We start from the raw sequence: 17930 nt of genomic DNA on the forward strand, positions 1-17930 counted from the left end.
GCCGCCGTGCTCTCACCCGCACGGCCCGCGTCCCGAGCGCCCCGCCCGGCGCGACCGCAGGATGGGAGACATGCCGAACCCGTCCCAGTCGCGCGCCGCTGCCCTCACCGTGACCGCCTTCCTGCTGTCCTGTGTGCTGACGGGCTGTGGCGACGGGACCGACGACGGCGACCTGACGGCCCAGGAACTGAGCTGGAAGGACTGCCCGGCCCCCTCCGAGTCCGAGGGTGGCGGCAGCGCCCCGTCTCCTCTGCCGGGCGGTGCGCAGTGGCAGTGCGCCACCATGAAGGCTCCCCTCGACTGGTCCGCCCCCAAGGGCGACACGATCGGCATCGCGCTGATCCGGGCGCGGGCGAGCGGCGACCCGGGCGAACGCATCGGCTCCCTCGTCTTCAACTTCGGCGGCCCCGGCGGCTCGGGCGTCACCACGCTGCCCGCCTTCGGCGGGGACTACGCGAAGCTGCGCACCCGCTACGACCTGGTGAGCTTCGACCCGCGTGGGGTCGGCCGCAGCGACGGGGTGAAGTGCGAGGACGACAGCCAGCTCGACGCGTACTTCCAGCAGGACGCCATCCCTGACGACGACGCCCAGCGGAAGTCGCTCCTGGACAACACCAAGGCGTTCAACGCGGCCTGCGAGAAGAACTCGGGCCGGACCATCCCGCACGTGCGCACCACCGACGCGGCCCGCGACATGGACCTCATGCGGCAGGTCCTCGGGGACGACAAGCTGCACTACTTCGGCATCTCCTACGGCACCGAACTCGGCGGTGTGTACGCCCACTTGTTCCCCAAGAACGTGGGACGCGCCGTGTTCGACGGGGTGGTCGACCCGACACAGGACCCGGAGCAGGGCGCGCTCGGGCAGGCCAAGGGTTTCCAGCTCGCGCTCGACAACTTCGCCGAGGACTGCACCTCGAAGGCGGATCCCTGCCCGATCGGCGACACCCCGCAGGACGTCAAGGACCGCATCGCCAAGCTCCTCACCAGCCTCGAGAGCAAGCCGATCCCCGGTGTCTTCCCGCGTGAGCTGACCCAGACCGCCGCGACCAACGGCATCGCGCAGGCCCTGTACTCCAAGGACTTCTGGGAGTACCTGACGGAGGGGCTGGACCAGGCGTACAGCGGTGACGGCAAGGAGTTGATGGTGCTGTCGGACTCCATGAACGGGCGCAGCGAGGACGGCCAGTACAGCAATCTCACCGCGGCGAACGTGTCCATCAACTGCGCGGACGAGAAGCCGCGTTACACCGTCGCCGATGTCGAGGCGCGACTTCCGGAGTTCCGGGCCGCGTCGCCCCTGTTCGGTGACTATCTGGCCTGGGGCATGCTCAGTTGCACCGACTGGGCCGTCCCGGGGGCCGCCGATCACCCGGACGTCAGCGCGGCCGGCGCGGCGCCGATCCTCGTGGTCGGCAACACCGGTGACCCGGCCACGCCGTACGAGGGTGCGAAGAAGATGGTGGAGGCGCTGGGCAAGGGCGTCGGCGTCGAGCTGACCTACAAGGGCCAGGGGCACGGCGCGTACGACAGCGGGAACAAGTGCGTGCACAACGCGGTGGACGGCTATCTGCTGGACGGAACCGTGCCGCCCGCCGGAACCGTCTGCACCTAGAAAAGTGCAGGTCAATCAGTTATCCACAGGCGTCCGAGGCTGCTCACCGCGGACGCCTAGTATGGCGTGCAGGTGATCCGCGGCATCCGGCGGACCACGGGTGAGGGGGAAGCTCATGACGCGTTTCGCGCGGTGGACGGCCTTGGTGGCGGCCGCTTTGATGGTGGCCGGCTGCGGCGGCTCGTCCGGGAAGGGCAAGGACGAGGGGAAGAACAGCGACCCCCCGTCGGCGACCACGCCGTCGTCCGGCGCGGCCTCGGCACTGCCGGCCTCGCTCACCTCGCAGAAGCCCGACTGGGGCCGCTGCAAGGGCACTTCGGGCTCCGCCGCCCAGGGCGGCGACTGGCAGTGCGCGACACTCAAGGTGCCCCTCGACTACGCGAAGCCGGGCGGCGAGACGATCGGCCTCGCACTGATCCGTTCGAAAGCGACCGGCGGCCAGGGCGAGCGCCTCGGCTCACTCCTGTTCAACTTCGGGGGCCCCGGCGGTTCGGGTGTCTCCACGCTGCCCAACTACGAGAACCTCGTCGGCCCGCTCCACGAGCGCTACGACCTGGTGAGCTGGGACCCGCGCGGTGTGGCCGCCAGCGAGGGCGTGCGCTGCCGCGGGGACAAGGCGATCCAGGCCGCCGAGTCGGTGGACGCCACGCCGGACGACGCCGCCGAGGAGAGCGCCTACTTCAAGGACGCCACGGACTTCGGCAAGGGCTGCGAGAAGGCCGCCGGAAAGCTGATGTCGCACGTCTCGACGACCGACACCGCCCGCGACATGGACCTGATGCGCCAGGTCCTCGGCGACAGCCGGATGCACTACTTCGGCATCTCCTACGGCACGGAACTCGGCGGTGTGTACGCCCACTTGTTCCCCAAGAACGTGGGACGGCTGGTGCTGGACGCCGTCGTCGACCCGAGCGCCGACACGGTGGGCCACGCCAAGAACCAGACCCTGGGGTTCCAGCGCGCCCTGGACGACTACCTCAAGTCCACCGGCCAGGAACCGGGGCAGGGCTCCCGCGAGATCGTGGACCTTCTGGACCGGATCGACGCGAAGCCGCTGCCGACCACCGGCGGGCGCGAGCTCACCCAGACCCTGGCCCTCACCGGCATCGTGCTGCCGCTGTACAGCAAGTCGGGCTGGCCTCGCCTGACCAGCGCGCTCAAGGCGGCCGAGGACGGCGACGGGACGGAACTGCTGGAGCTGGCCGACGGGTACAACGACCGTGACTCCGCGGGGCACTACGGCACGACGACCCATTCGCAACGAGTCATATCGTGCTTGGACGACAAGCAGCGGCCGACTCCCGCGGAGACGCGGAAGCTGCTGCCCGAGTTCGAGAAGATCTCGCCCGTCTTCGGGGATTTCCTGGGCTGGGACACGGCGGGCTGGTGCCACGACTGGCCGGTCGCCGGTCAGTACGACACCCCGGAGGTCAGCGCCCCGGGAGCCGCGCCCGTCCTGGTCGTCGGCAACACCGGGGACCCGGCGACGCCGTACGAGGGCGCCCGCAGGATGGCCGACGAACTGGGCAGGGGCGTCGGGGTGGAGCTCACCTGGAAGGGCGAGGGCCATGGTGCGTACGGGAGTGGCAGCGACTGTGTCGACTCGACGGTGAACGGCTATCTGCTGAACGGGACGGTACCGAAGGACGGCAAGGTCTGTTCATGACAGCGGCGGGGGTCCCCCACACCTGTCGTGTGCGAGACCCCCGCCGTCGGAAAGCCGGGACGAGCCGGTGCTCAGCGGAGCGGCCAGCCCTTCACTCGCTGGTCACTGCGCAAACTCGTCGCCTACCTACGGAATATCCGCTACCTACGGAATATCCGCGGCCGGGTGATTTACATCGGCCGCGAGGCATTACGCGGCCTGCTCGCCCGCCGCGGTGTCACCTTTCAGCGCACCAAGACATGGAAGGAATCCCCGGGCCCCGAGCGCGAGGCGAAGCTGGACCGGATCGAGGAGGTCCTTGACCGCTTCCCGGACCGGGTCTTCGCTTTCGACGAGTTCGGCCCCCTTGGGATACGACCCGCCGGCGGCAACTGTTTGGCCGCGCAGACCAGGCCCGACCGGGTGCCGGCCACCTACCACCGCACCCACGGAGTGCGGTACTTCCACGGCTGCTACTCGGTCGCCGACGACACCCTGTGGGGCGTCAACCGCCGCAGGAAGGGCGCCGCCAACACGATGGCCGCACTGAAGTCGATCCGCGCCGCCCGACCCGACGGCGCCCCGATCTACGTGATCCTGGACAACCTGTCCGCCCACAAAGGCGCCGACATCCGCCGCTGGGCCAGGAATCACAAGCGCGCCCGCGTCCGCAGCGAGAAGGGTATCCGCTGGGGCGGACGCCCCAGCGTGTCCGCAGCCTGACACCGCCCAACGGCCAGTGACTCAAAAGCCTCGGAAGACGCCGTCCTCGTCGACGGCGCCGGCGAACTCCTCGAAGTCCATGTTCGCGCCCGAGAGGTTGTTCTCAATGCTCCACAGCTGGGCTGCCACAACGCGGACACCACGCTCACGCTCACCCTGCAGGTCCAGCACGAGGAGCGGCCGTTCAGTCGAGGCAAGGGCTGCAGAATCCGCTAAGACAAGAAGCGGATGCTGGTACTCCGCGGGGATCAGGTAGAGGGCCTGGTCGGATGTCAGACCCTCGTACCTCCGGTTATCGACGACTGCGACGTTTGCCAAGAAACCGTCCTTGCTGGGCGAGGACAGCGACGCCCGCAGAGCGTCCCACTCACCGTCTGCCGAGAAGTCGGTGCGCACAACGAGGGCTTCCAAAGTGCAGGGGAGCTGACTCATGCGCGGACAGTACCGCCAACCCGGTGAACCAATCCGGTCACAGCACGGCTGTGGCTGGCGCAGTAGCCGTACTCGGCCCATCCGGCCAGGTCGGAGCGTTTGACGGTCTCGCGGGAACCGCCGCATTCGACCGGCGTGGAGTCCACGATCCACATGTCGTCGGTCCACAGCGTGGTGTCGACCGCCAGCGTGCGGGCGACGCGCCGGATGAGCTTGGCGGCCTTGCGCAGCCGCTTGTTGTAGCCGGGCTGCAGTGGCAGGTAGGGGAACAGGTGCCGCAGGTGGGCGCGGGCGTGCCGCAGTCGCCAGGCCTCGGAGGTGAAGCCCAGCATCGCCTGCATCATCGCCAAGGTCACCAGCTCGGCGTCGCTCAACTGCGGCGCGATGCCTACCGCCGGCCGCCACGGGGCGAGCTGCGGCGAATCCTTCAACAGGTCGTCGGCCTTCACATAGAGTGCGGCCACGAGGGAGTCCAACTCGGTCTTCACACACCGACGTTGGACTCCCCCGCTTGCTCCGCGTGCCGTCGGAGCCCACAATTGCCGACGACAACCGTCTCCCAGGGCTGACACGATGTCCGCCATGGGCAGAGTGGTGACGGCTAAAGAAGACCTCGCGTCCCGCCGCCGGTATGGGGCTCTCCATCGGGAGTCCTTCGACGAGGGTGATCTCGTATCGGTGCGCTTGCAGCAGTTGTGGTTCACCCGGTGCTCGTTTCGCGGGGCTGATCTGCGTCACGCCACCCTGGACGGCTGCCGCTTCAAGCTGTGCGATCTTCGCGGGGCCAACCTGAGCGGCGCCTCCCTGCGCGGAGTCTCCTTGGCGGGCTGCGATCTGACCGGTGCCGACCTCCGGGCAGCGGACCTAACCGGCGCACGATTCGGTCAGGTCCTCACCGGCACCCCACCTCATGGGCTGACCAACGCCACCGGCATCAAGCTGGACAACGCCGTCCTCCGTGACCTTCAGCTCGACCAGGTCATCGGCTGGCCAATCACCGGGTAATCGGCCGATGTCCGAGGCGCATGGACCCGCCTCGACTCATCAGGCCGACCCCCTTGGAATCGATCGCCTAGTAAGAGAGTGAGGGACGGCTCTTCAGGAGGGGGATCGCGGTGCGCACGGCCGTCCCCCTCCTGAAGAGCCGTGGAGATCCACGCAGAACGGATCGGGCCCGACGACGCTCACCAAACCCGCCGCCCGCCCCTTGGAAGGCCCCAGGACAGCCTTCCAAGGGAGAGCGGGGTTGCGCCCCCTGGATTGCCGTCCGCCGCGTACAAGCAAGAGGAGCACCACGCGCGGGGCGGGAGTGCTCCTCTTGCTTGTACGCGGCGACGCCAGGTCGCCAGCCCGCCCGATTTGCCACGGTTGATGCCGTCGATTGCGTCGACAGCCCCGGTTGACCCCTGCAACTCTCCACTGACCTGCGAGTTTCCAAGTTGCCGCGGTCTCCAGGGAGGGGCCCCTGCGCGCACGCGCGCGTGTGGCGGCGGAAACTGTCGTTACTCAGCACCTCCACGAGGTCATAGGCGGCCGTTCATGACATCAGGGACTCCGCCTCACGCAAGGGGGATGAGCCACTCTGAAAGGCGCCTACGACCCTCGCCCTCATGACGGTCGGGGACAACGAGCGCCGGGCTACTGGGTAGTGGGGCACAGCCCACCCCCCCGTAGAGCGGTTGAAGGGCCGCTACTGGGGCGTTTCCACTGGGGCCCCAGTACCCAGTAGCCGCCCGCGGCGTAGGACCGCGATGTTGGGAGGGCGGCCGAGGAACGCCCGCCCGAAGGGCGGTCCTTCTTGCTCCTCCTCAACCAGGCGGCAGTGCGGGAGCATGCCGTCGGTGCCCTTGTCGCTTGTCGCCTCACCATCAGGAATAGGGGCCAGCAGCGCCAAAACAGTCTCTGACCTGCGAGCCGACAAGCGACAAGACAAGCGACAAGGCGGAAGGCGGGGCACGACCCTTCAAGCAGAACGGCGTCACAGATTTCTCTACCTCGTCAAGAAGCGCTACAACTGGGGCGTCCCCAGTGAGCACAAGGCAAACCTGAAGGTCTACATCCCCGGAGTGCTCAACCACGACATCGCCCAGCCGGAGATCGCCCACCTGCACACCGTCGGACTCGCCAGGGACTACGACGTCCGGGGATCGTCCAAGATGAGGAAGAAGCCGTGATGCCGCACACCACGCGCCAGGAGCGTGCCTCGCGGGGATCCGCCGTCCCGCTGCTGCTCGTGCTGTGCGGTGTGCTGCTGCCGGCCGCCGTCGCGATGGTGGTCTGGCCGGTGGTGGGCGTCACCGTGAGTATCCCCGCGTCGCACACGTCCTCCTCCGGGGTCTCAGCGGAGAAGCGCGGAATCCCCGGCGCTGCGCTTCAGAAGACCTTCCGGCTCGCGGTGCCGACCAGTGCCCGGGACGCCTTCTACCTGGTGGTCCCGGGCGACGGCAGCGCGGAAAGCGCCCAGGACATCTATCTGCGCTTCCGCACCACCCCCACAGGCCTCAAGGAGTTCCTGACCTCCTTGGGCAAGACCACCGGGGACCTGGCGGCCGGCGACGCCGTGCTGGACCAGGACGACATCGACTCCGTCGAGCTTCCCTGGAAGATCGGGACCAAGGGCCACCTCGCCGGCCTCTACGCGGACATCCCCGAGCAGGGCGACAGGGCCGGCAGTGGCTTGGTGACCGTCGACAAGACCGCCGCAGCCGCGCCCTTGGTCTACGCCCACGTGACCGTGTAGAGAGCATCCGGGCGTCGCCCCCCTCACATAGCGCCGTCGTGATCGACGCCGCTGCTGGTGGACGGCTCTTCGGGGGCCCGAGACTGGGCCGTCCGTGGGTCGTCCGTGGGTCGTCCGTGGGCCGTCCGTGGGTCGTCCGAGGGTGGCCAACGGCGACAAACGACGACAGGCAACGACCGCTGAAGCCCAGCAAAATGGCGGGCCACGGAGCAACTCCGCAGCCCGCCAAGGGGGTTCTTCAGTAGATCGGCTTGTCCGGCTCGATCTGGTTGACCCAGCCGATCACGCCTCCGCCGACGTGCACCGCGTCCGAGAAGCCCGCGGACTTCAGGACGGCGAGGACCTCGGCGCTGCGGACACCCGTCTTGCAGTGCAGGACGATCTTCTTGTCCTGCGGAAGGGTTTCCAGGGCGGTGCCCATGAGGAACTCGTTCTTCGGGATCAGCTTGGCGCCGGGGATCGAGACGATCTCGTACTCGTTGATCTCGCGGACGTCGATGATCTCGATGTTCTCGCCGTCGTCGATCCACTCCTTGAGCTGCTTGGGAGTGATCGTGGAGCCGGCCGCCGCCTCCTGGGCCTCCTCGGACACGACGCCGCAGAAGGCCTCGTAGTCGATGAGCTCGGTGACGGTGGGGTTCTCGCCGCAGACCGCGCAGTTCGGGTCCTTGCGGATCTTGACCTGGCGGTACTGCATCTCCAGGGCGTCGTAGATCATCAGGCGGCCGACCAGGGGCTCCCCGATGCCCGCGAGCAGCTTGATCGCCTCGTTCACCTGGATGGAGCCGATGGACGCGCACAGCACGCCCAGGACACCGCCCTCGGCGCAGGAGGGGACCATGCCGGGGGGCGGGGGCTCCGGGTAGAGGCAGCGGTAGCAGGGGCCGTGCTCGGACCAGAAGACGGACGCCTGGCCGTCGAAGCGGTAGATCGAGCCCCACACGTACGGCTTGTCGAGGAGCACGCACGCGTCGTTGACCAGGTAGCGGGTCGCGAAGTTGTCCGTGCCGTCGACGATCAGGTCGTACTGGCTGAAGATGTCCATCACGTTCTCGGCCTCGAGCCGCTCTTCGTGGAGGACCACCTTCACGTACGGGTTGATACCCAGTACGGAGTCGCGCGCGGACTGGGCCTTGGAGCGGCCGATGTCCGCCTGGCTGTGGATGATCTGGCGCTGCAGGTTCGACTCGTCGACCTCGTCGAACTCCACGATGCCGAGCGTGCCCACGCCCGCCGCGGCCAGGTACATCAGCGCCGGGGACCCGAGGCCGCCGGCGCCCACACACAGCACCTTGGCGTTCTTCAGCCGCTTCTGCCCGTCCATCCCCACATCGGGGATGATCAGGTGGCGGGAGTACCTGCGGACCTCGTCTACGGTGAGCTCGGCAGCCGGCTCGACCAGGGGTGGCAGCGACACGGGGACTCCGTTGGTCGGTCAATCACTACAGTTGTTCTCCCCGTAACACTGCCACGCCCTTCTTCATTCCGAGACACCCGTTCCGATCCGCGAGACGATGTCGTCCCAGTAGCCGGGCATCGTCTCCCAGGGATCGGTGCGGCCGCCCCGGTCCGTGCGGTCGGTGAAGTAGATGGTCGAGGCGCCCTGCCAGCGGGCGATACGCAACGCCTCGTCCAGATGACCGCGCGGCACGCCGTGCACGAAGTGGCAGAACCGCTCGGGCGCGTAGTCGGCCGTCCACTCGGCGACCTGCGACCAGCGGTAGTCGCTCCAGGAGCCGGAGAACGTCACCAGTTGGTCGGCGTTCTCGGCATAGCCGGGGTAGGGGTGGGTGCCATGGCCGAGCACGATGTGCGGGTCGTCGAGGAGCGCGCGGAGCCCCGTGACCGCCCGCCGGACCTCGGGCAGCGTGGCGCGCTCGGTGGGACAGCGATGCAGGAGGAAGCCGCCGACCCGGTACCAGTCGAGATACCGCTGCGCGTCGGAGATCAACTCGCCGCCGGCACGTGCGCCGTACGTGATGTCCAGGTGTCCGAGCACGCGCACACCGGCTTGGCGGAGCCGGCCGACGGCCTCCAGGCAGTGCGGGTCGGGGCGGCTGCCCGGGCCTTCGGCCACGTTCAGGACGACCCAGTGCAGGGGGGTGCCGGGGCGGGTGAGTGTGCCCCATTCCCCCGGCGCGACGAGGGGGTGCGCGTAGCCGGGGATGCCGAAGCCGGTCCTCAGGTTCGTGCTCGCGGTGCCCGCCGTGGCGCTGGTCAGATGCGGCATGCCGCCTCCATCCAGATGTCGGCGAGGGACTCCTCGAGGTTGATCCGGGGCCGCCAGCCGAGGCGGTCGCGTGCGGTGCGCACATCGGCCTGCTGCCAGCTGCCGCAGCCGTCCGGGTAGGGGTAGGCGACCGGGCCCGCGTGGTCGGGTTCGGGGCGGGGGTGCCCGATGGGTGCCCTCATGGGTCCGGGCGGGCCGTCGAGTTCGTGCAGTGTGCCGCCGTAGCCGGCCACGCGGGCGAGGACGGCGGCGGCGTCGCGCAGGCGGACGGCGCGGCCCGAGCCGATGTTGATGACGCCCTGTGCGGCGGAGAGGGAGGCGGCGTGGACGGCACGGGCGACGTCGCGGACGTCGATGAAGTCGCGCTGGACACCGAGTCCGCCGAGTTTGAGTTCGCCGTCGCCGGACTGCATGGCGCGCCGCATGGCCTCGGCGAGACGGCCGAGCGGGGATCCGGCGGGCGTGCCGGGCCCGGCGGGCGAGAAGACGCGCAGGACGACGGCGTCGAGTCCGGAGCCGAGGACCAGTTCGGTGGCCGCGAGTTTGCTGACGCCGTACGGGCCGCCGGGGCGCGGAACGGCGTCCTCGGCGGTGGACGAGCCGGGCTGGCTGGGCCCGTACTCGGCACCGCAGCCGATCTGCACGAGCCGCGCCCCGCACCCGCTGCGCCGCAGGGCCTCGCAGACGGTGGCGACGGCGACGGTGTTGTGCCGGGTGAGTTCGCGGGCACCGCCGCGGGTGGCACCGGCGCAGTTGATGACGACCCCGGGGTGCACCGCGTCCAGGAAGCGGGTGAGTGCGCCGGGGCTGCCCGAGGCGAGGTCGAACCGCACGTCGGCGTCGTCGCCCCGGCCGAGCGCGGTGAGTTGCACGGCCGGGTCGGCGAGCAGCCTGTCGGCGACGAAACGGCCGAGGTATCCGTTGGCTCCGATCAGCAGGACTCTCATCGGCCGGCTCCCGGGGCGGATTCTCCGGTTCGGGAGGTGATCATCTGGCGTTCTCCTTCGGGGTGGTGCCGTGGGTCGGAAGGGAGGCCCGCGGTGTCGGCCCCGCGGGAGAGGTGGGCCCGGCGTAGGGACTGGGCCCTCGGGCGGCGTTCACGGCGGCTCGCGAGGGTGACGCGAGAGTGGAGGGGGCCGTGGGCCGGGTCGGGGTGGGCGGGTCGTGGCGCGGGGCGGGCGACGCGCGGTTCGTCCGGGCCGGGCTCGGCGTCCAGGCAGGTGTGCCGGGCGGCGCGCGGACCGAGCCCGGCGGCGACGCCGGGCGCGCGGACCGGGTCGTGGGCGGGGGCGGTGCTCATGGCGCCCCGTCGGGTGCCGCGTGGGCCGAGGCCCGGGTCAGGGTGCGGGTCGCGTGGATCAGGAGGACGAGTGCGCCCGCGCCGCACACCAGGGCCGGGACGGCGCCGGGCCCCCAGGCGTAGGCGACGGTCTCGACGGGCGTGCCCAGGAACGAACAGCCGGGCAGGCGGGCGGCGAAGACCGTGGCCGTCGCGGTCACCTCGGCCGCGCCGGCGGCGCCGAGCACGACAGCGGGGGCGCGGGTGAAGCCGCGCGCCGTGAGCAGGCGTGCGAGGAGCAGCAGCGCGCCGAGGGCGCCCGCTCCGGCGTAGGCGGGGGACTCGTCCAGGGCCGCCCCGCACACGGCGAGCAGGGCGCCGAGGGCACACAGGAAGAGGGCGAACACGCCCAGGAGCAGGGGCCTCACGGAGACCGCGAACTCCTTCAGGCCCCGGCTGGCGGCCAGCCCGCGGCGGGCGCGCGCCATGAACAGGTGGGCGCACCAGGCCGCGGGGGCGCAGGACAGGGCGAGGGCGAGTACGGGCGCCGTGGCGGGCGGCCACGGGTCGTCGGGTCCGCCGGAGAGGGCGGCGCTCAGCAGCCCGTCGCCGAACAGGGCGTACGCGATCAGCCAACAGGTCCACGCCCGGGTGCCGTTCGTCGTGCGCTGCACGGCGCCGAGGGGGCCGTGGCGCACGGCGGCGCGCAGGCCGAGTGCCACGGCGAGGGTGCCGGTCGCGGCGACGGCGAGGTGGGCCCGCCCTTCGGTGAACCGCAGTCCGGTCACGGTGGCCGCGCACAGGGCGCCCGGCACCAGGGCGAGCACGGCCCAGCCGGCGCGTGCGCCGGAGCGTTCCGCGGGGGTGGACTGCGGGGCCGGTTCCCCCTCGCGCGTCCGGCGCGCGTACATCTCCTCGGCGAGGGAGAACACGTCCCGGTGGCGGAAGCGGGTCGCGGTCCGGTCGGTCAGTCCGTGCGCCTCCAGGCCCGCGGCGATCTCCAGCGGGTCGACGGCGCGTTCGCAGAGTTCGCGGTGCCGGTGCATCAGTGCCTTCACCGGGTCCACGGCGTTCCGGCGGCCGGGGGGCCTGCGGGAGTGTCCGGGGAGGCCGCTCGCGGCGTTCGGGGTGTCGGGCACCGTGCTCGTACCCACGCCGGCTGCCCCTGGCCCTTCCCCTGCCTCAGCCCCGCGAGGGGCGGGACCGGCCGCGGGTGCGCTCCCCGTCGGACTCCCCCCGTTCGGTACGGCGGTCCGCGCGCGGGGGTCCGCCTCCTCGTCCGCCACGGACTCCTCGTCCCTCACAAGCCGCTCCACGGACTGCTCGTCCCGCACGGACCACTCCACCGACCGCTCGTCCCAGGCCCCGGAACTCTCCGGTGCCGCGGGCCGGTCCATGTCGCCGAGTCGTCCTTCGGTTCGGCCCGGTCGGCTCATCACGCGCTCTCCCCCGCGGCCGGCGGAACCGTCGCGCGTACCGGGGCCCCCGCCGCCCAGCGCTGCCGCCCCGCGGCGACGAGGCGGGCCTCGGTCCAGCGGCCTGGCACGTGGGCCTCGGCGGGTACGCCGAAGGGCAGTGGTTCGCCCGTGGCGTCCACCACGACCCGCCGGATCGGGGAGTGCGAGATGATCTCGAGGTAAATGCCGTGAAATGCCTCGACGTTCTGCTCGACGGTGAACAGTTCGAGGGCACGCGCACGGGCCGCCGCGCCGAGGCGTGCGCGCCGCGCGGGGTCGCGCAGGAGCGCCACGCATGCCTCGGCGAGCGCCCGCGGATTGCGGGGCGGCACCACCAGCCCCGTACCGCCGATGACCTCGACGACCGCGCCGACGTCGGTGGACACCGTGGCGCGGCCGCAGAACATGGCCTCGACGAGGCTGATCGGGAAGCCCTCGACGACGCTGGACAGGACGACCAGGGCACCGGACGCGTACGCCTCCGCGAGCCCCGGGACCTGCGGACCGCCGATCTCCTCGAAGGACACCGGGTTGTCGCCGACCGCGTGCGCGCCCTCGGCCTCGTCGGGGAACAGGTGGGCGGCCAGCGCCTTGCAGTGAGCCAGATAGAGCGCGCCGTCGGGCCCGTCGGCGGGCGCTCCGATGATCCGCAGCCGGGTCTTCGGCTCCTCCTTGCGGATCTCGGCGAAGGAGTGCAGCAGGGAGACGAGGTCCTTCGACGGTTCGACGCGTCCGACCCAGACCAGCGTGTCCGGGTCCGCGCAGCCGGCGCCGTCGACGCTCTCCCCCACCTCCGCGAAGCGGGACGCCTCCATGCCGGGGTAGACGGTGCGCAGTTTGGCGCGGTCGGCGCCGCAGCGCTCCTGCCAGCGGCGGGCGTGGGTGTTGCCGGGCGTGATGAGCGCGGCCCGGCGGTAGACCTCGGTGGCCAGCTGGCCGTGGAAGGAGGCGAGCAACGCCCTTACGGCGGGCGCCTCCTCGGTCGCGGCGGAGGCCAGATAGTGCGCGCGCAACGGCACCCCGTACTCCGTGACGAGCAGCGGGACCGAGGCGAAGTGCCGGGCGAGCAGACCGGGCAGGGCCGCCGAGCCACCGGCGGCCGCGTGGCAGAGGTCGACCGCGCCGAGCCCGTCGTCCGCGTACCAGTCCAGCGAGAGGGGGCGCAGCGACCGCTCGACATGGGCGGCGACGGACAGCAGGTCGGGCACGCGGGCGGCGCGCGCGGCGCGCAGTGCGCCCGGCGTGCGGCAGGCGCGTTCCCATGCGCGCACGGCGCCCTCGGAGCGCAGCGCGCCGGCCAGGCCTCCCTCGTCGCGGGCGAGTTCCGCGAGTCCGTACAGCGCGGTGGCGAAACGGTCCGCCTCCAGGCCGAAGGAAACCCCCGAGCCGACGACAACCCCCGAAGCGCCCCCGACGCCCGGTCCACCCGCGCCGCCGGAAGCGCCGGCATCCTCAGGGCCGTCCGGGCTTCCCGGGCCCGCGCACACCGCCGCCGCCAGCTCCCCGAAGCACTCGGCGTACCGCCGTCGCACCAGGCGGCCGTGCGCTCTGCGCCCGTACACCGCTCCGCCGTCCTCGGCCGTCCACAGCGGGGCCGTCCGTACGCGGTTGACCTGGGGCGGCAGTGGGACCCAGCCCTCGTCCTCCTGCTGTCGGCTGCGGCTGAGCGCGTAGATGTCGAACTCGTGCTGCCCGAGCCCGCGTACGAGCCGGTCGCACCAGAGCTTGGCGTCACCGCTCACATACGGATAGCCACCCTCCGTAAGCAGTCCGATGCGCACGAGTGCACCCCCGATCTCCCATATGGGGAGCCGCCGTTGACCCGGCGACTCGCAGCGGGAAGAACGTATGCGGACATGGCGGTGGCGCGACGGACGGTTGTCCATCGCGCCACCAAAAGGGGTGAACGGGCGTAACTTTCCCGCGCAGGTCGCGTTCTGTCGCGCTAGGGAATGATGTGGTGACGTCCGATCATGCAGTGGCCAGTTGTCCGCGGGCCCTGCGCCGCTCCGCCGCGACCTGCGGATCGAGGGCCGGTACGGCGGCGAGCAGCTGCTTCGTGTACGGGTCCCGCGGGGACTCGTACACCTCGTCGGCGAGGCCGTGTTCGACGATCCGGCCGCCTCGCATCACCGCGACCCGGTCGCTGACCTGGCGTACGACGGCCAGGTCGTGCGCCACGAAGACGAGCGCGAGACCGAGTTCGCGCTGCAGTTCGGCGAGCAGGGCGACCACCTGGGCCTGTGTCGTGACGTCGAGCGCGGAGACCGGTTCGTCGCAGACGATGACGCGCGGGTCGGCGGCGAGCGCCCGCGCGATGCCGACGCGCTGGCGCTGTCCGCCGCTGAACTCGTGCGGGTAGCGGTCGTAGTGCGCCGCTTCGAGCCCTACGCGCTCCAGAAGCTCCCGTACGCGCCCCCTGATGCGCGTCTCGTCCCGTTCGCCGCGGGCCCGCAGCGGGTCGGCGATCGACTCGCCCACACTGCGGCGAGGGTTGAGGGAGGAGACGGGGTCCTGGAAGACCATCTGGACGGTGGGCCGGACACCGGACTGTGCCCGGCCCTCGTACCGGACCGACCCGGTGGTCGGCTCCAGCAGTCCGACCAGCATCCGGCCCAGCGTGGTCTTGCCGCTGCCGCTCTCGCCGACGACGCCGAGCGTCTCCCCGCGCCGGACCGTGAGGGACACCCCGTCCACGGCGGTGAACCGCCGCTTGCCACGCCCGAATTCGCGCCGCAGACCCACCGCTTCGAGAACGACCTCACCGACCGCCCCGTCACCGGACGCGCCACCGGACGAATCACCCGCCGACGCACCGCAGTCCCGCGCACGGCCGTCCGAAACACCGGCGCCCGACGCATCACGACCGTCCGCCCCGCCCCCGCCCCCCTCGACAGGAGCCGGCACGGCGGCCCCGGCCCGAACGCGTGGCGCGTCCGCGCCCGGAACGCGCAGGCCCGGAACGCCCGCGCGCGAAACCTCCACCCGCGGAACCGCGCCCAACAGCTCGCGCGTGTACGCCTCCCGCGGCGCCCCGAGGACCGCCGCGACCGGCCCGCGCTCGACCGCCCTCCCGTGCCGCATGACGAGCACGTCGTCGACGCTCTCGGCGGCGACGCCCACGTCGTGCGTGACCAGCAGCAGCCCCATCCCGGTCTCCTCCCGCAGGGTGTGCAGCAGGTCGAGGATCTGGGCCTGGACGGTCACGTCGAGGGCCGTGGTCGGCTCGTCGGCGATCAGCAGGCCTGGCGCGCAGGCCAGCGCCATCGCGATCAGTGCGCGCTGTCGCATGCCGCCGCTGAACTCGTGCGGGCGCGAGCGCGCGCGGCGGGCGGCGTCCGCGATGCCGACACGGTCGAGCACCTCGACGGCACGCGCGCGTGCGGCGCGCCGGGACGCCTTCGCATGGACCCGGTACACCTCGGCGATCTGGTCGCCGACCGCGTGGTACGGGTCGAGGGACGACAGCGGGTCCTGGAAGACCATCGCGGCCCTCCCGCCCCGCAGCCGCCGCAGTTCGTCGTCGGAGGCGGCCTGTACGTCCACCCCGGCCACCCGCAGCGCGCCGCCGACCCGCGCGCCGGTGCCCCGGTGCAGCGCAAGCAGCGCGGAGGCCACGGTGGACTTGCCGGAGCCGGACTCGCCGACCAGTCCGAGCGCGGCGCCCTTCTTGAGGGTGAAGGAGAGTCCGTCGACGGCACGCAGGTCCCCGAACTCGACGACGAGGTCGCGGACGTCCACGAGGGTGTCGTGGGTGTCGTCCGGCCCGCCGGCCAGAAATTCGTCGGTCTTCACGAGACTCACGACAGCACCACCCGTCGGTCGGCCACCGCGTACAGGACGTCCGCGACGGCGTTGGCCAGGACCACGAAGAAGCCGGTGACCAGGACCATCCCGACGACCACCGGCAGGTCGACGACCTGCACCGCGTGTACGAGTTCACGTCCGAGACCGGGCAGTCCGAACATCGTCTCGGTGAGCACGGCGCCGCCGATCGCCGAGCCGACGTCGTTGGCGTTCAGCGCGATGACCGGCGCGATCGCACCGCGCAGGGCATGTCTGCCGATGATCGAGCGCTCGCCCACGCCGTAGGCGCGGAAGGTGCGGACATGGTCCTCGGCGAGGGTCTCCAGCATCGAGGCGCGGGTCAGCCGGGCGTACTTGGCGGCCTCGATCAGCGCGAACGCCAGCCAGGGGAGCAGCAGGTTCCACGCCCACTGCTCGGGGTCCTCGGTGAAGGGCACGTACTGCGGGAAGGGCAGCCACCGGAGCTGTCCGCAGACGACGATCATCAGCACCAGGCCGATGACGAAGACGGGTGTGGCGGTGCCGGCGAGCGTGATGCCGGTCAGCACGCGCTCGGTGATCCGGCCGCGGCGCCACGCGGAGAGCACGCCGGTGCCGACGCCGAGGACGAGCCACAGCACCATCGCGCCGAGCACGAGCGAGAGGGTGACCGGCAGTTTCGTCCAGATCAGGTGGGTGACCTGCTGGTCGCTCTGGTACGAGAGGCCGAGGCAGGGGGCGCCGCAGTGCTGCACGGAGGTGCCCGTCGAGTAGTCGTGTCCGGCGACGATGCCTTGCAGGAAGTGCCAGTAGCGCAGGTACAGCGGATCGCCGAGCCTCAACTGCTCGGAGACCTGGTGCACTTGGGCGGGCGAGCAGCGCGGCCCGCAGGTGATCTGGGCGACGTCGCCGGGAGCGACGTAGAAGACGAGGTAGATGATCACGGAGATCGCGAGCAGGGTGACGACGGCGCCGGCCAGACGCCGTACGGCGAATCCGGTGAATCCGCCGGCCCCGGGCAGGTTGCTCATGCCCTGGCCTCCCGCTTGCGTCCGGTGCCGATGCGCAGCCGCGAGGCGGCGCGCGGGTCGAGGGCCGTGCGCACGCCGTCGCCGAGGACGGTCAGCGCGAGCACGGTGAGAAACAGCGAGCCGGCCGGCAGCAGCAGGTACTGCGGCGCCGCCTGGTACCAGACGTCGGCCGCGGTCAGCATCTGGCCCCACGAGGGGGTCGGCGGTTTCACGCCGACGCCGAGGAAGCTGAGCGCCGCCTCGACGCTGATGTTGGTGGGGACGAGGAGGGCGGCGTACGTGATGACGGGCGCGGCCAGCGCGGGCAGGAGTTCGCGGCGGGCGACGCGCCAGGGGCCCCAGCCGCTGAGCCGGGCCGCCGCCACGTGGTCGAGCTCCTTGAGGGTCAGCGTGTGGGCGCGCACGATCTTCGCGGTCGAGCCCCAGGCCACCAGGCCGATGATGAGGGCGACCAGGACGGGGCGCGGGAAGTCGCTGGGCACGATCGCGAGCAGCGCGAGGGACATGATCATGAGGGGCATCGCGATGATGACGTCGGTGGCGCGGCTCAGCAGCTGGTCGACCCATCGGTTGCCCAGGCCGGCCGCGACACCGACGACGAGGCCGATGAGGACCTGTACGAGGGTGGCCGTGAAGGCGACACCGAGGGAGACCCGGGCGCCGTAGACGAGCCGGGCGAAGAGATCGCGGCCCGTCTGCGGTTCGACGCCGAGCCAGTGGTCGGCGCTGACACCGCCGAGCGGTCCGAGCGGCACGCCGCCGCGCGCGGAGTCGACGAGCGACGGGTGGTAGGTGGTCGGGTCCTGGCCCTCGATCGCTGTGAGCAGCGGTGCGGCGAGTGCGACCAGGACGAGCAGCGCGACGACGGCCGCCGCGACGAGGGCGGCGCGCCGGGTGCGCAGCCGCCGCCAGAACTGACGGGCCCCGGAGGCCCCCGGGACGGATATGTCCGTCCCGGGGGCCTGGGAGGCGACGATTGCCTCGCTCATGGC

At 71.4% G+C, this 17930-nt stretch carries 14 protein-coding genes and 2 pseudogenes; 5 read left to right on the top strand and 11 right to left on the bottom strand.

Annotated elements, in window-relative coordinates; all coding sequences use genetic code 11:
- The first annotated feature begins 70 nt into the window (after nt 1–70).
- The 3 genes and pseudogenes from ABZV34_RS02025 to ABZV34_RS02035 form a co-directional block, all read left to right on the top strand.
- Nucleotides 71–1615 carry an alpha/beta hydrolase gene (locus tag ABZV34_RS02025; protein ID WP_356270499.1) on the top strand — a complete coding sequence of 515 codons (1545 nt, stop codon included), beginning with the start codon at nt 71–73 and terminating at the stop codon, nt 1613–1615.
- A 115-nt stretch (nt 1616–1730) separates the two neighbouring features.
- Nucleotides 1731–3281, top strand: a complete 1551-nt coding sequence (locus ABZV34_RS02030; RefSeq protein WP_356270501.1) for an alpha/beta hydrolase — start codon at nt 1731–1733, stop codon at nt 3279–3281.
- Between the two features lie 75 nt (nt 3282–3356).
- Nucleotides 3357–3983, top strand: a pseudogene (locus ABZV34_RS02035) (IS630 family transposase); the annotation flags it as partial.
- Nucleotides 3984–4004: 21 nt separating this feature from the next.
- Here the strand turns inward: ABZV34_RS02035 and ABZV34_RS02040 are convergent.
- Both ABZV34_RS02040 and ABZV34_RS02045 read right to left on the bottom strand, forming a co-directional pair.
- On the bottom strand, nt 4005–4415 hold the full coding sequence (locus ABZV34_RS02040; protein WP_356270503.1) for a hypothetical protein: 411 nt from the start codon (nt 4413–4415) through the stop codon (nt 4005–4007).
- 44 nt (nt 4416–4459) lie between these two features.
- Nucleotides 4460–4903: pseudogene (locus tag ABZV34_RS02045) on the bottom strand (IS982 family transposase); the annotation flags it as partial.
- 94 nt (nt 4904–4997) lie between these two features.
- Here ABZV34_RS02045 and ABZV34_RS02050 point away from each other — a divergent pair.
- Nucleotides 4998–5420, top strand: coding sequence for a pentapeptide repeat-containing protein (locus ABZV34_RS02050; protein ID WP_356270505.1), 423 nt, complete (start codon nt 4998–5000; stop codon nt 5418–5420).
- A gap of 1168 nt (nt 5421–6588) precedes the next feature.
- Complete coding sequence (locus ABZV34_RS02055; protein ID WP_356270507.1) at nt 6589–7155, top strand: hypothetical protein; 567 nt, start codon at nt 6589–6591, stop codon at nt 7153–7155.
- Between the two features lie 238 nt (nt 7156–7393).
- On the opposite strand, the gene moeZ is transcribed toward ABZV34_RS02055, so the two are convergent.
- The 9 genes from moeZ to ABZV34_RS02100 form a co-directional block, all read right to left on the bottom strand.
- Nucleotides 7394–8572, bottom strand: a complete 1179-nt coding sequence (gene moeZ / locus ABZV34_RS02060; RefSeq protein ID WP_356270509.1) for an adenylyltransferase/sulfurtransferase MoeZ — start codon at nt 8570–8572, stop codon at nt 7394–7396.
- Between the two features lie 63 nt (nt 8573–8635).
- A complete protein-coding gene (locus ABZV34_RS02065; protein ID WP_356270510.1) occupies nt 8636–9385 on the bottom strand; it encodes a spherulation-specific family 4 protein in 750 nt (249 codons plus the stop codon).
- The gene (locus tag ABZV34_RS02070; protein WP_356270512.1) at nt 9373–10332 is read right to left on the bottom strand and encodes an NAD-dependent epimerase/dehydratase family protein; all 960 of its coding nucleotides are present in this window, start codon (nt 10330–10332) and stop codon (nt 9373–9375) included. Before ABZV34_RS02070 ends, ABZV34_RS02065 begins: the two co-directional genes overlap by 13 nt.
- Entirely contained in the window at nt 10329–10685 is a 357-nt protein-coding gene (locus ABZV34_RS02075) for a hypothetical protein (protein ID WP_356270514.1), read from the bottom strand. Before ABZV34_RS02075 ends, ABZV34_RS02070 begins: the two co-directional genes overlap by 4 nt.
- Nucleotides 10682–11818 carry a hypothetical protein gene (locus ABZV34_RS02080; protein ID WP_356270516.1) on the bottom strand — a complete coding sequence of 379 codons (1137 nt, stop codon included), beginning with the start codon at nt 11816–11818 and terminating at the stop codon, nt 10682–10684. The genes ABZV34_RS02075 and ABZV34_RS02080 overlap by 4 nt, the downstream gene beginning before the upstream one ends.
- A gap of 281 nt (nt 11819–12099) precedes the next feature.
- Nucleotides 12100–13902: a DUF3492 domain-containing protein gene (locus ABZV34_RS02085; RefSeq protein WP_356270518.1), complete on the bottom strand. Its 1803-nt coding sequence runs from the start codon at nt 13900–13902 to the stop codon at nt 12100–12102.
- Between the two features lie 190 nt (nt 13903–14092).
- The gene (locus tag ABZV34_RS02090) at nt 14093–15916 is read right to left on the bottom strand and encodes an ABC transporter ATP-binding protein (protein ID WP_356270731.1); all 1824 of its coding nucleotides are present in this window, start codon (nt 15914–15916) and stop codon (nt 14093–14095) included.
- Between the two features lie 5 nt (nt 15917–15921).
- Complete coding sequence (locus ABZV34_RS02095; protein ID WP_356270520.1) at nt 15922–16938, bottom strand: ABC transporter permease; 1017 nt, start codon at nt 16936–16938, stop codon at nt 15922–15924.
- Nucleotides 16935–17927 carry an ABC transporter permease gene (locus ABZV34_RS02100; protein WP_356270521.1) on the bottom strand — a complete coding sequence of 331 codons (993 nt, stop codon included), beginning with the start codon at nt 17925–17927 and terminating at the stop codon, nt 16935–16937. The genes ABZV34_RS02095 and ABZV34_RS02100 overlap by 4 nt, the downstream gene beginning before the upstream one ends.
- Between the last annotated feature and the right edge of the window lie 3 nt (nt 17928–17930).

It is taken from the genome of Streptomyces sp. NPDC005195 (genome assembly GCF_040608315.1).
GTDB lineage: Bacteria > Actinomycetota > Actinomycetes > Streptomycetales > Streptomycetaceae > Streptomyces > Streptomyces kaempferi.

Bases quoted from the DNA above. Each gene is read 5' to 3' on its own strand.
- ABZV34_RS02095 (WP_356270520.1), bottom strand. From the start codon at position 16,938: ATGAGCAACCTGCCCGGGGCCGGCGGATTCACCGGATTCGCCGTACGG.
- ABZV34_RS02055 (WP_356270507.1), top strand. From the start codon at position 6,589: ATGCCGCACACCACGCGCCAGGAGCGTGCCTCGCGGGGATCCGCCGTC.
- ABZV34_RS02070 (WP_356270512.1), bottom strand. From the start codon at position 10,332: ATGAGAGTCCTGCTGATCGGAGCCAACGGATACCTCGGCCGTTTCGTC.
- ABZV34_RS02050 (WP_356270505.1), top strand. From the start codon at position 4,998: ATGGGCAGAGTGGTGACGGCTAAAGAAGACCTCGCGTCCCGCCGCCGG.
- ABZV34_RS02025 (WP_356270499.1), top strand. From the start codon at position 71: ATGCCGAACCCGTCCCAGTCGCGCGCCGCTGCCCTCACCGTGACCGCC.
- ABZV34_RS02065 (WP_356270510.1), bottom strand. From the start codon at position 9,385: ATGCCGCATCTGACCAGCGCCACGGCGGGCACCGCGAGCACGAACCTG.
- ABZV34_RS02040 (WP_356270503.1), bottom strand. From the start codon at position 4,415: ATGAGTCAGCTCCCCTGCACTTTGGAAGCCCTCGTTGTGCGCACCGAC.
- ABZV34_RS02100 (WP_356270521.1), bottom strand. From the start codon at position 17,927: ATGAGCGAGGCAATCGTCGCCTCCCAGGCCCCCGGGACGGACATATCC.
- ABZV34_RS02075 (WP_356270514.1), bottom strand. From the start codon at position 10,685: ATGAGCACCGCCCCCGCCCACGACCCGGTCCGCGCGCCCGGCGTCGCC.
- ABZV34_RS02030 (WP_356270501.1), top strand. From the start codon at position 1,731: ATGACGCGTTTCGCGCGGTGGACGGCCTTGGTGGCGGCCGCTTTGATG.